Raw genomic sequence first — 11882 nt, forward strand, 5'->3', positions numbered from 1 at the left:
GGTCGTCGTTGCTTCCATCCTGTCAGGTGCACCCGCACTTTGGGTCTTGACGCGCCAGCAGGGGCAGGGTGTGGTGTGTACTACCACCGGCCGAAAGGACAGCATCATGCATTCACTCTGGCTCGATACCGCTCAAAAAGTTCCCGTTGACGCGTACTCCGGCCAAACCGGGTTCGACTCGGTGGTGGCCGGAGCCGGGCTCACCGGTCTAACCACTGCAGTGCTGCTCGCGAGGGCCGGACACCGGGTTGCCGTGCTGGAGGCCCGGTCCGTCGGGGCCGCCACCACCGGCAATACGACCGCCAAGGTATCCCTGCTGCAGGGCAGCCAACTGTCGCGCATCGCGAACCATCACGATTCCGGCACAGCCGCCGCCTATGTTGCCGCCCAGCAGGAATCCCAGGCGTGGATCCTGCGGTACTGCGACGAACACCGGGTGGAATACGACCGGCGTGATGCGTTCACCTACGCCACCACCGCCCAGGGCGCCGAGGATCTCGCGGCGGAGCAGCGCGCCAGCGAATCCGCCGGCCTGCCGGTCGAAACCGTCTCCGGCGCCGGCGAGCTGCCGTTCGAGGTCACCGGGATGCTGCGGCTGGCCGATCAGGCCCAGATCCATCCGATGCACCTGCTGGCCGCGCTGGTCGCAGAACTGCGCAGCCGCGGAGGCCTGGTCTTTGAGGGCATGCGGGTCACGGGCGTCGGCCGCGCGGAAGACGGCGGTGCCGGGGCGGGGCCGCGAAACATCACCGTGCGCACGGGGCTGGGCGACGTTCAGACCGGAATTCTCGTGCTGGCCACCGGCACGCCCATGCTTAACCGGGGTGGACATTTCAGCGTGCTCAAGCCCATGCGCTCCTACGCCGCCGCCTTCACCGTCCCCGGGCGGATCCCGTCCGGGATGTACCTGTCCATTGACGCGCCGACCCGCTCGCTGCGGACCGCCCGCCACGGCGACCGGGAGGTCTTGCTGGCCGGCGGCAATGGCCACGTCGTCGGCCGCCACAGCCATACCCGGGGCCTGGTCGATGACCTGCTCCGCTGGGCCCAACAGCACTTTCCGGGTGCCCAGCCTACGCATACCTGGTCGGCGCAGGACTATGAACCGGCCGGTGCGGTGCCCTATGTGGGTCCGATCCTGCCCGGGGAAAAGCGCATCATGGTGGCCACCGGATTCAACAAGTGGGGTATGACCAACGGCGTGGCGGCGGCACTGGCGCTGTCGGCCTCCATCCTGGGCGGCGACAATCATTGGGCCAAGGATCTCTATAAGTCACGCATCTCCGGCCGGGACGCCGCCAGCACCGCCGGCACCAATTTGTCCGTCGGTTTGGAATTGCTGTCCGGATGGCTGGGCGGGCTGACCCGCACCACCCACGCCGCACCGCCGGAGGGCCAGGGCACGGTGGTGCGGGAAAATTCGCGACCGGTGGGCATTTGTACCATGAACTCCGCCACGCACCGGGTCAGCGCGGTATGCACGCATCTGGACGGCGTGCTGTCCTGGAACGACGCCGAAGGCAGCTGGGACTGCCCGTTGCACGGGTCCCGCTTCAGCGCGGACGGAAAGGTACTGGAAGGCCCCGCCGTCAAGGACCTCGACGGGAGGTAGCCCCTTGGGACTGACGCCGCCGCACGGGTAGGCTAGTGCGGATGCCTGAGTTGAAACGCCGCGCGGCCGCCCTTGGTACCGCCGCCCTGATGTCCCTGTCCCTGGCCGCCTGCGGATCCGACTACCCGCTGGGTCCGGCCCAGGAAGCCGCCGCCCGGCAGGGCTCCTCCCTGTCCGGCACCCTGACAGGTGCCGGAGCATCGTCCCAGAACGCGGCGATGGACGCCTGGGTGGCTGGCTTCGGCTTGCTCCACTCCGACGCGCAGGTCCAGTACTCGCCGGACGGCTCCGGCGCGGGCCGCACCGCTTTCCTGGCCGGTGCCGTTGAGTTCGCCGGCTCGGACGCGTACTTGGACGACGAAGAAGTGGAACGGTCGCGCAAGGTCTGCGGCCCGGACGGCGGCTTCAACGTCCCGGCCTACATCTCGCCCATCACCGTGGCGTTCAATCTTCCGGGCATCACCGAACTGAATCTGGACGCCGAAACCATTGCCAAAATTTTCCAAGGCGAGATCCAGTCGTGGGATGACCCCGCCATCGCGGAGCACAATCCTGACATCGAGCTGCCCGATCTTGCGATCACTCCCGTCAACCGCTCGGAGGACTCCGGCACCACGGAGACCTTCACCGAGTACCTGCACGCCGTGGTCCCCGATGTCTGGACGCCCGAGCCCAGCGACACCTGGCCCGGAGAATACGCCGGCGAGAACGCGCAGGGCACTACGGGCGTTGTGAGCATGGTGGCCGGCACGGAAGGCGCCGTGACCTATGCAGACGATTCCGCCGTCGGGGCTCCCCTGGGCAAGGTCAACCTCAAGGTCGGCGAGGACTATGTTCCGGTGAGCGCAGAAGCGGCAGCCAAGGCGCTGGACGAAGCAAAACCCGTCGAGGGGCGGCCGGAGTACGATCTGGCCCTGGAATTGGACCGGACGACTACTGCCCCCGGCGCCTATCCGCTGATGTTGGTCTCCTACCACATCTACTGCACCACGTACGAGGACCAGGAGAAGGTTGACCTGGTCAAGGCGTTTGCGCAGTATGTCCTGAGCCCCGAAGGCCAGAACGACGCGGCGGACTCCGCCAAGAGCGCGCCGCTGTCCGAGGAGCTGTCAGGGCGCGCCGTTGATTCCGTGGAGCGGATCAGCGCCCGTTCCTGACGGCGGCCGCAAGCCGGAGCGGCGCCACGCCACGCGGCCGACTAGCTGCCCGAACCCGCCCGGTCCTCCGGCTCCTGGACGTCCGGTTCCCGGTTGTAGGCGTTGGCATCCTCGTTGCGCGGTATGTCCGGCTGGGCCGAGGCTTCCGGAGGAAATCCGCCGGCAAAGGTTCCGCCGTAAAACTGCTGGTTGCCCGGCTCGTGCACTTCCGATCCTCCGGACTCGACGAAGGTCTTGAAGCGCCACAACTCGTTGCGCACCTCCCGGTGGTCCGATCCCAGCCCGGAACCGGCCTTCTCCAGCAGGGAACTTGGCTCCCAATCGATGTGAACGTGCATTGACGTTGTGTCGGCGTCGATTCTTCCAAACGTCACGGTGCCGCTGTGCCTGACACCGCCTTCGCTCCTCCACACGATCCGCTGTCCGGGCTCATCCTCGGTCACGGCCGTATCGAATTCGCGCTGCACGCCGCCGACTTTCGTGACCCAATGGTGCGTCGTGTCGGACGTCCGGATTACGGACTTCACGCCGTGCATGAAGGAGGGAAAGTATTCGAAGCGCAGCCACTCGTCATAAACCTTTTGAGCGGGCAGGGCGATCTCGACCGTTTCTTCTATGGTTGCCATGATCATCCTCATTCCACCCGGGGAACGGCGGCGCAGGCCCCCGCGTTCAGGGTTGCCACTTGGCATTAACGCTACAGAACGGCCCGTGGCGCGGCAATGAATGGCCACACCGACACGGCACGCGAGGGAGTGCTGCAACGGCCCCGGCGTTCCGGGGCGAAAGGGCCGATGACCCGCATTGGGTAGTCTGTGTGGTAAACCACTGCGTTGATGTTGAGGGGGCGGTATGCCGCGCTGTTTTCCGGAACAGCCTGAGTTCGGCCGGGACCAGCCTGCCGAACGGCAGGTTTGGGAGGCGCTGAAGCGTACGCTGCCGCCGTCCGCCGCCCTGCTGCATTCGGTCAACATCGTCGAAAACGGCACCGCCCGTCGGATCGACCTGCTGGTTGTCTGGCCCGGCGTCGGCATCGCGGCCATCGAGGTCAAAGGGGGGCAGATCAGCTACGACGCGGGCCAGTGGTTCCAGTCCGGGAACGGCCGGCAGCGCCGCATCAAAGACCCCTTGGTCCACGTCCAGGACGCCCGGCACATGCTCCAGCGCTACCTCGGCTCACACTTAGGGCTTAGCCGGAAGGTCCGCTTCGCCCATCTGCTGGCCTTTCCGGATACCTGGCTGCCGCGGCACTGGGACATCCCCGGCCTCAGGCGTTCCATGGTGATCGGCAGCCAGGACCTGAAGTATCCGGACGACACCGTCCGGGAAGCCATCAACTTTTGCGGCGACGGGGACGGCGACACCGCGCCGGACATCGCCGACCGCATCCTGGCATGGCTGACGCGCCCCCGGCCGGACGATGGTGCCCTCTCCGCGGCGGCCGAGCACGAAAGCCGCGCCGAGCAGATGACCCGGGACCAATCGGCGATCCTTGATGTCCTGAAGGACCAGCCGCGGGCACGCGTGATCGGCGGCGCAGGCACCGGCAAGACCTGGCTTGCGTTGGAACAAGCCCGGCGGTTGGCCCGCGACGGAAAGCGGGTGGCGCTGCTGTGCTCCAGCCGCGGCCTGGCCCGGTACTTCGAAAACGAGACCGCCGGGTGGAAGCCGGCCGAACGCCCGGCACACGTGGGCATGTTCTATGACCTGCCGGTCCGCTGGGCCGCGCACCATCCGCTGGACCCCCGGTTGCTCACCAACCAGTACTACGAGCACTACCTCCCCCGGACGCTCAAACGGCTGGCCAAGAACCAGCCGGTCCACGAACTCTTCGACGCGATCGTCGTGGACGAGGGCCAAGATTTTGGTGCGTTGTGGTGGGAGGCCGTCCGGGAGTGCCTGAAGGAACCTGCCGCCGGGGGCCTGTATGTGTTCATGGACGAAGACCAGCGCCTTTTCGGCCGCGACGGCCGGCCGCCGATTGAAGCGCCTCCCCTCGTACTGAATGAAAACCTTCGGAATACCAAACAGATCGCGGCACTCTGCGGCGCGCTGTCCACCGAACTGGCGATTCCGCGGGGCCTCTCCGGCCCACGCATCCGGCTGGTGGAGGCGACGGCCGGAACCGTCATCCCGCGGGCCGACGATGCGGTTGCCCAGCTGCTCGAGCGTGAAGGCTGGGCCCCGCAGCAGGTTGCGCTGCTGACCACAAAGCGCAAGCATCCGGCCCATCAGCAGGCGGTGGATGCACTGGGCTGGCACGGATACTGGGACGCCTTTTTTGACGACGACGACGTGTTCTACGGCAACGTGCTTGGCTTCAAGGGACTCGAACGCTCGGTGGTGGTACTGGCAGTCAACGGCTTCGGCGATCCGGAGCGGGCGCGCGAGATGCTCTATTCCGGGTTCTCCCGCGCGCGCAGCCTGCTGGTCATCGTCGGCGAACGGTCGGTCATCGCCGGCGTTGGCGGCCCTGCCCTGGCCAAGAGATTGACCCAGACAGAACCTTGGGATCCGGAGCAGCAACAGCAAGGCCATTGACTTTCAAGCAGCACCGGGAGCGCCCTGGATCGTTAACCTGCTGCCCTTCAGCGCCCACACCGCCATGCTGATCGTTGGCGTGGTGGAAATAGCCGCCGGCATGATCGTCTGGCTCAAGCCCCGCTACGGCGCCTACATTGTTTCCCTCTGGCTGGCGGGCATCATCGTCAACCTGCTGACGCTGTCAGGGTTCTACCACGTGGCGCGCCGTGACGTCGGCCTGCTGCTGGCGGGACTGACCTTGGCGCGGCTGGCCACCCAGTACGATCCGGCATGGCGCCGCCGTCGCTGATCAACCCCTGCCCGCGCCCGCCTTCAGTGCCCGGTGAAGGCGGGCGCCTCCTTGGCCAGGAAGGCATCCCGGCCGATCCGCGAGTCAACAGTCGTGAAGGCTTGCCCGAAAGCCCTGCGCTCCACCTGCAACCCGTCAGCGGTGGGACGGCCCAGGGCCGCATCGACCGTACGCTTCGCATTCGCGACGGCGGCGGGAGACTTCGCGGCGATCTCCCGGCAGGTGGCGGCGGCGGCGTCGAGCATGTCGTCCTTGCTGGGGAAGACGGCGTTGACCAGTCCGAGCCGCAGGGCTTCCTCGGCGCCGATGCTGCGGCCCGTGAAAATCAGTTCCCTGGCCATTCCGGGGCCAACCCGCTGCGGCAGCCGGACTGTCCCGCCGAAGCCAGGAATGAGGCCCAGTCCGACTTCCGGCAGGCCGAACTTCGCGTTGGCCGTGGCATAGATGAAGTCGCAGGCCAGCGCCAGTTCCAGGCCTCCGCCCAGCGCAAACCCGTTGACGCAGGCGATGACGGGAAGGTCCAGGGTCTCCAGCAGCCGCGTCAGGTCCTGCATGGCTGCACTGTGTGCTTCTGCTTCCGCCGGTCCCATGGAGGCCAGTTCGCGGATGTCTGCGCCGGCGGCGAAGGCCTTACCGCCGGCACCGGTGATCAGGACGCTGCGAACTTCCCCGCCCTCCGGCGAGCGGATGTCCGCGACGAACTGTGCCAGGTCCGCCACTACCTGCGTGTTCAATGAGTTGAGCGACTCGGGGCGGTTGATGACGACGGTGGCCAATTCGCCGAGGCATTCGAGCTGGATCGTTTCATAGGTCTTTTCCACAGCCCCACTATGCCACGGAAGGGCACGCGCAGAACGGGACGTGGTCATCCCCTCAGCAGGGCGACCACGTCCGCCACCTGCTGGTGTCCCCCGGCCACCGACCAGCGGTAGCCACCGACCTCCAGGACAGCGGTGGAACCGCCTGCCGCTTCGACCAGGGTCTTGCCCGGAAGCCAGTCCCAGTCCGGCAGCCCTTGCTGGTACCAGACGCCGAAAATTCCGGCGGAGGTTGCCGCCAGCTCACACGACGCCGATCCCCAGGTACGGTACGTGGCCGAACCCAGCAGAGTGCGCAAGTACGGCTCGCCCGCGGCTTCATCGCGCAAGTACGTGTGGTGCAGGTACGCCGCGGCGCAGCTGGCCGCCAAGGGAGCGCTGGCGATTTCGCCCACGCGCAGGCCGTTCCGGGTCGTGGGCAGGTCCCGTCCGCCGATCCACAGGACGTCCTCGGCGGGGTGGTAGACCGCCCCCAGCCGGGCTCCGGCGTCATCCGTCAGCGCCAGCGCGGAGCACCAGTAGTGCCCGCCGGTGAAGAAGTTGTAAGTGCCGTCCACCGGATCGATGACCCAGGTCCGGCCGGAGGTTCCCTCGTGGCTGGAGCCTTCCTCGCCCAGGATCGCGTCCTCCGGCCGCAGCTGCCGCAGCGTGTCCACGACCAGTTTCTCCGCGGCGTGGTCTGCAGCGGTGACGACGTCGGAGATGCTGGTCTTCTCCTCGAACGTGGTCACCCCCGACCGCATTCCGTTGGCCAGCGTTCCTGCGGCGCGCACCAGCCAGGCCGCGAGTTCGGTATCGTCCAGGTGGTCAGGGCTGCTCACGGTCATATCTGAAGCCTAGCCAACGCCGCAGGGAACACGGCATGCAGGTGCAGTTGCTACCGGCGGCCGCGCCGCGGCCCGCGGCCCTTGGGTGTGCGGCCGCCGCCTGGCCTGCCTTTACCCTGGCCGGACGGTTTGCCCGCGCCCTTGCCGGTTCCCGGAGCCCGCCCCGATCCGGAGCCCTTTCCCGCAGCGGTGCCCTTCCCCGCGCCGGAGGCTCCGCCGTCGTTCTTGGCCGGGTTCTTGCGGCCCTTGCCCTTGCCCTGTTGTTCCTGCACCGAGGGCTGGCGCGAACTGCGCGCCGTGCGGCCACGGACAATCCCAATGAATTCCTCGATGGCGGCCTCGGTCCGGTCGGTGAGCCATGCGAGGCCGATCTGCGTTTCGGGGTGGTCGGTGACCGTTCGGTACACCACATCCTTGCGGTTGTAGAGCCGGGCCACGGACATCGGCAGGATCATCAGCCCCGCCCCGGACGCCACGACCTCGATACCGGTCTTGGCGCCGCCCGTCTGTCCGGGGTCCAGGAAGTTCTCGTGCGCGATCTCTTGGTAAGGGACTTCGTCGTCGTAGAGGGCAACATCGTGTTCCTTCGGCGCGACCACCACGGGCAGTTCCGTGTAGAGCGGGATCACGCTCAGCCCCTCCCGGTCCACCGGCAGCCGCACGAAGCTCAGGTCGGCCCGGCCGTCGCGCAGGATGGCTGTCTGCTCCTCCTCGCCGCACTGGAAGGCGGTCAGCGGGACGTCGGGCAGCCGCTCCGCCCACCGGCGGGTCCACTTCCCCGGTGTCACGCCCGGGACGTAGCCGACCTTCAGTCCGGCCAATTGGGCCGTGGTCGTCGGCTCCTGGTCTGCATCCTGCACTTCATCACCGTAGCGCAGGGCGGCTAGGCTGGGCTTATGAGCGCGAAATCGGCACAATCCATGAAACCGGCCACGGCCGCCAAGAAACTGGGCATCTACCTGCCCGCGGCCCCGCAGGAGTTCCAGGACAGCCTGATCTCGCGCGAGGAGTTTAACCAGCTGCAGTCGGATCCGCCGGAATGGCTTGCCGACCTGCGCCGCAACGGTCCGCATCCGCGGCCGGAGGTAGCCCGTAAACTCAACGTCTCCATCTCCGGCCTGGCCCGCGGCGGCATCACCGAACCGCTGACGACGGCGGAGATCACCGCCCTGCTGCAGGATCCGCCGGAATGGCTGGTGGCAGAACGCGCCTCGTTTGCCGCCGTGCGCGCCGAAGAGCAGCGCGTGAAGGCAGCCGGCAAACAAGGCTGATCCGCCGGCGCTGGCCACTGCCGGTCCGGGCAGCGCCTACCGGCCGGCGGGACGTCAACCGGCCGTCGTCCCGCCTTTGAAGTAGCGCCCGCCTTCGATGAAGGGCCGGGGCTTACGCGTTAACGGCAAGAGCCCCGATCCGAAGACCGGGGCTCTTGCTCTGCGTGCGCGAGGGGGGATTTGAACCCCCACGCCCTTTCGGACACTGGCACCTGAAGCCAGCGCGTCTGCCGTTCCGCCACTCGCGCGCAGTTCGCCTGCCCTCGTGGTCAGCCAACCGATTTCCCGGTTCGCTTTCCTCAAGAACAGCGAGATCAATAGTAGCGTGAAACAGTCCCAAATTCCCAATCGGGGCGTCGGCACCCGAGTTACCGCACGTTGACGGGGATCGGAGGGCCTGCGCAGCGGGCGCCACGCGCCGCCGTCGTGCTTTCATGGCGGTGAGGTTCACCACACGGTGGCGCCGCCGCGCCCGCGGCCATCGTTGCTGAATAGGGCCTTTTGGGACACGCCCAAGTAGTATCGAAGGGAAGAATCGCCAGACAGGTGTGCCCTGTCCGCTGTCGCAGCGGGGCACACCTGACCACAACTCTGGGAGGAGGCGGCCCGATGGGCATTCTGGACAGTATGGAGCGCGGCATCGAGAAGATGGTCCGCGGCGCCTTCTCCGTCGGCGGCAAAGGCCAGGTGCAGCCGGTGGAGATTGCAAGCCGACTGCGCCGCGAACTGGACAACGGTTCCATCACCTTGGCCCAGGGCCGCACGCTGGCTCCCAACGTCTTCGACGTCAGGCTGGGCGATTCCGACTACGCCATGGCAGAACAATGGGGCGCCACCCTGGCCGAAGAACTGTGCGACGTGGTCATCCGCCACGTCAACAGCCAGAAGTACACGCTGCAGGGTCCGGTCCGCGTTTCCTTCACCAAGGACGGCGAACTAAAGGGCGGCGATTTCGAAGTCCACGCCACCGTGGTGAAATCCGACAGCCACCACCAGCAGCCCGCGCAACGCAGCGCCCCCGCGGCGCCGTCGCGCCAGCCCACCCTGCTGACGCCCGTGCTGGAAATCAACGGGCAGCGCTACTCGCTCAACGCGCCTTCCATCGTGCTCGGACGCTCCTCTGAAGCCGACATCATGGTGGACGACACCGGAGTCTCGCGGCGCCATCTGGAGATCCGCACCGAAGGCGGCTCGGCTGTGGCCGTGGATCTCGGCTCCACCAACGGCAGCTATGTCAACGGCCAAAAGATCAACGGCCAGATTGACCTCACCGACGGCTCCGTCATCACGATGGGCCGCACCCGCATTACCTTCCGCCTGCTGCCGACACGGGGCGGCGGGGCCTAATGGGCGAGCTTGTCGTCACCGCGCTGCGGTTCGGTTTCCTGATCCTGCTCTGGATCATGATCATCAGCATCGTCTCCGCCCTGCGGCGGGACCTGCAGATCGGCAAGCGCAGCCGCACCGGCTCCCCCACCGCGCGCGAAGTCCGCAAGAATCCCGAACTGGCGGACGCTCCGGCTCCCAGGGTGGCTCCGCGCCGCCTGGTGGTCACCGAAGGGCCGCTGGCAGGGCAGTCATTGGAACTGGCCGCGAGTCCCATCCTGTTGGGCCGGGCCCAGGAAGCCACGCTGGTGCTGGAGGACGATTATGCCTCCGGCCGGCACGCCCGGCTCTTTCCGCAGGGCAGCCGCTGGTTCATCGAAGACCTCGGCTCCACCAACGGCACCTACCTGGCCGAGAACCAGCTGACGCGGGCGCTGCCCGTTGACCCCGGCGTTCCCATTCGGATCGGCAAGACGGTCATTGAGTTGAGGCCCTGACGGTGGCTCTGGTTCTGCGCTATGCAGCGCGGTCTGACGTGGGTAAGGCGCGGTCCAAAAACGACGATTCCGCCTACGCCGGGCGCTATCTCGCCGTCGTGGCCGACGGCATGGGCGGCCATGCCGGCGGTGACGTGGCGTCGGCGTCCACGGTGCTGGACCTGGTCCATCTGGACCGCCCGGGCCATCAGGATCCGGCCAATGTGCTGGCGGACGAAATCCAGACCGCCAATTCCATTCTTTCGGAACTGGTGCAGACCAGTCCCAAGTTGGCGGGCATGGGCACGACCGTCACGGCCCTGCTGCTGCATGACGACAAGCTCGAATTCGCCCATATCGGCGATTCCCGTGCCTACCGGCTGAAAAACGGCACCTTCGAGCAGGTCAGCGTCGACCACACTTTCGTCCAGCGGCTCATCGACGAAGGCCGGCTCCTTCCCGCGGAGGCCGAGATCCACCCGCACCGCAACGTGCTGATGCGCGTGTTGGGCGACGTCGATGCCAGTCCCGAACTCGACCTGGCCAGCCATCAGGCCGAGCCGGGGGAGAAGTGGCTGCTCTGCTCCGATGGACTCAACGCCGTAGTGCCGGACAGTGTGGTGGAGTCGGTGGTGCGTAACGCGCCCACCCTGCAGGACGCCGTCAATGAACTGGTGGACCTCACGCTTGACGGCGGTTCCCCGGACAACGTGACCATCGTGATGGTCGAAGTCGCCGAAGCGGCCCCCGAGGAAACCGATACCGCCTCCTTTGGCCTCGCCGCGGAACGGCCGAAGGCATCAGCCCTGAAGCACGACGGCGTCGCCTCCCCTGTCCCGGTGCCGACACCCGCCGCCGGAGCCTCTCCCGAGGGGGCCGCAGCGGGGACGGCCGCCGCCGACGAACAGCTGCAACCGCACGAGGCAATCCGCGCCGACGCCATCCGCCGGGAGCTGGAGACCCGTCCGCATGTGTTGGTGGGTGCCGCGGCACTGGCCACCGAAACCGGACAGATTCCAATCGTCACGGCCCACTCCAACAAGCGCCGTGCGGCCGCAATGCTGACCCACAAGGCTCCGGAGGAACCGGAAACGCCCGACGCAGAGACCCCCGTGCCGGCCCGCAAGCCCTGGCTGATCCCGGCATTCCTGACCGTCATGTCGTTGCTGCTGGTAGCGGTCATGTGGTTCGGCTACCTGTGGACGCAGACGCAGTATTTCGTTGCCTCGGCCGACGGACGGGTGGCCATCTTCAACGGCGTCTCACAGAACTTCGGGCCGATAGCGCTTTCACATGTGGACACGGTTTACAACATCCCGCTGGACAGCCTGCCCGCCTACCAACAGCAGCGGCTGGATTCGAGCATCTCAGCACGGGACCTGGGGCACGCCGAGGAGATCGTGGAACAGTTGCGGATCAGCAGCCAGCGGAACTGCCCGACACCCGAACCCAGCCACAGTGCGGTGCCGACCGACCGGCCCAGCGGTTCGCCGGGGGCGACTCCGGGACCGCTGGCCAGTCCCCAACCGACCGTGCCACCGGAATGTGTAGATGGATAAGCC

Annotated in this window: 12 protein-coding genes and 1 tRNA gene; 8 read left to right on the forward strand and 5 right to left on the reverse strand. The window is 67.1% G+C overall.

Annotation, left to right across the window (positions count from 1 at the left end):
• Positions 1 to 106: 106 nt before the first annotated feature.
• A complete protein-coding gene (locus AC5RUK_RS11405) occupies positions 107 to 1612 on the forward strand; it encodes an FAD-dependent oxidoreductase (RefSeq protein ID WP_494152231.1) in 1506 nt (501 codons plus the stop codon).
• A 41-nt stretch (positions 1613 to 1653) separates the two neighbouring features.
• The gene (gene pstS / locus AC5RUK_RS11410) at positions 1654 to 2769 is read left to right on the forward strand and encodes a phosphate ABC transporter substrate-binding protein PstS (RefSeq protein WP_493988419.1); all 1116 of its coding nucleotides are present in this window, start codon (positions 1654 to 1656) and stop codon (positions 2767 to 2769) included.
• A gap of 41 nt (positions 2770 to 2810) precedes the next feature.
• Here pstS and AC5RUK_RS11415 read toward each other — a convergent pair whose 3' ends face one another.
• Positions 2811 to 3395, reverse strand: coding sequence for an SRPBCC family protein (locus AC5RUK_RS11415; RefSeq protein WP_494152232.1), 585 nt, complete (start codon positions 3393 to 3395; stop codon positions 2811 to 2813).
• A gap of 226 nt (positions 3396 to 3621) precedes the next feature.
• Here AC5RUK_RS11415 and AC5RUK_RS11420 point away from each other — a divergent pair, with 226 nt between their 5' ends.
• Positions 3622 to 5310 carry a nuclease-related domain-containing DEAD/DEAH box helicase gene (locus AC5RUK_RS11420; RefSeq protein ID WP_494152233.1) on the forward strand — a complete coding sequence of 563 codons (1689 nt, stop codon included), beginning with the start codon at positions 3622 to 3624 and terminating at the stop codon, positions 5308 to 5310.
• A 64-nt stretch (positions 5311 to 5374) separates the two neighbouring features.
• Positions 5375 to 5602, forward strand: coding sequence for a hypothetical protein (locus AC5RUK_RS11425; RefSeq protein WP_494106996.1), 228 nt, complete (start codon positions 5375 to 5377; stop codon positions 5600 to 5602).
• 23 nt (positions 5603 to 5625) lie between these two features.
• On the opposite strand, the gene AC5RUK_RS11430 is transcribed toward AC5RUK_RS11425, so the two are convergent.
• From AC5RUK_RS11430 to AC5RUK_RS11440, 3 genes are read right to left on the reverse strand one after another with little or no spacing between them, the layout of a single operon-like run.
• A complete protein-coding gene (locus AC5RUK_RS11430) occupies positions 5626 to 6423 on the reverse strand; it encodes an enoyl-CoA hydratase/isomerase family protein (protein ID WP_494106997.1) in 798 nt (265 codons plus the stop codon).
• A 44-nt stretch (positions 6424 to 6467) separates the two neighbouring features.
• The gene (locus AC5RUK_RS11435; RefSeq protein ID WP_494106998.1) at positions 6468 to 7247 is read right to left on the reverse strand and encodes an inositol monophosphatase family protein; all 780 of its coding nucleotides are present in this window, start codon (positions 7245 to 7247) and stop codon (positions 6468 to 6470) included.
• 50 nt (positions 7248 to 7297) lie between these two features.
• Complete coding sequence (locus tag AC5RUK_RS11440; protein WP_493988413.1) at positions 7298 to 8107, reverse strand: LysR family substrate-binding domain-containing protein; 810 nt, start codon at positions 8105 to 8107, stop codon at positions 7298 to 7300.
• A 60-nt stretch (positions 8108 to 8167) separates the two neighbouring features.
• Between AC5RUK_RS11440 and AC5RUK_RS11445 the strand changes: the two genes are divergently transcribed.
• Positions 8168 to 8518, forward strand: coding sequence for a DUF5997 family protein (locus AC5RUK_RS11445; RefSeq protein WP_493988896.1), 351 nt, complete (start codon positions 8168 to 8170; stop codon positions 8516 to 8518).
• Between the two features lie 165 nt (positions 8519 to 8683).
• Here AC5RUK_RS11445 and AC5RUK_RS11450 read toward each other — a convergent pair.
• Positions 8684 to 8766 (reverse strand) — tRNA-Leu (locus tag AC5RUK_RS11450).
• 361 nt (positions 8767 to 9127) lie between these two features.
• Here AC5RUK_RS11450 and AC5RUK_RS11455 point away from each other — a divergent pair.
• From AC5RUK_RS11455 to AC5RUK_RS11465, 3 genes are read left to right on the forward strand one after another with little or no spacing between them, the layout of a single operon-like run.
• Positions 9128 to 9865: an FHA domain-containing protein gene (locus AC5RUK_RS11455; protein ID WP_493988412.1), complete on the forward strand. Its 738-nt coding sequence runs from the start codon at positions 9128 to 9130 to the stop codon at positions 9863 to 9865.
• Positions 9865 to 10341 (forward strand): FHA domain-containing protein FhaB/FipA, encoded by a 477-nt coding sequence (locus AC5RUK_RS11460; RefSeq protein ID WP_493988411.1) that lies wholly within the window; start codon positions 9865 to 9867, stop codon positions 10339 to 10341. Before AC5RUK_RS11455 ends, AC5RUK_RS11460 begins: the two co-directional genes overlap by 1 nt.
• Before the next feature lie 2 nt (positions 10342 to 10343).
• Positions 10344 to 11879 (forward strand): PP2C family protein-serine/threonine phosphatase, encoded by a 1536-nt coding sequence (locus tag AC5RUK_RS11465; RefSeq protein WP_494152234.1) that lies wholly within the window; start codon positions 10344 to 10346, stop codon positions 11877 to 11879.
• Positions 11880 to 11882: the final 3 nt, after the last annotated feature.

The organism is Arthrobacter sp. Y3223065 (assembly GCF_059090885.1).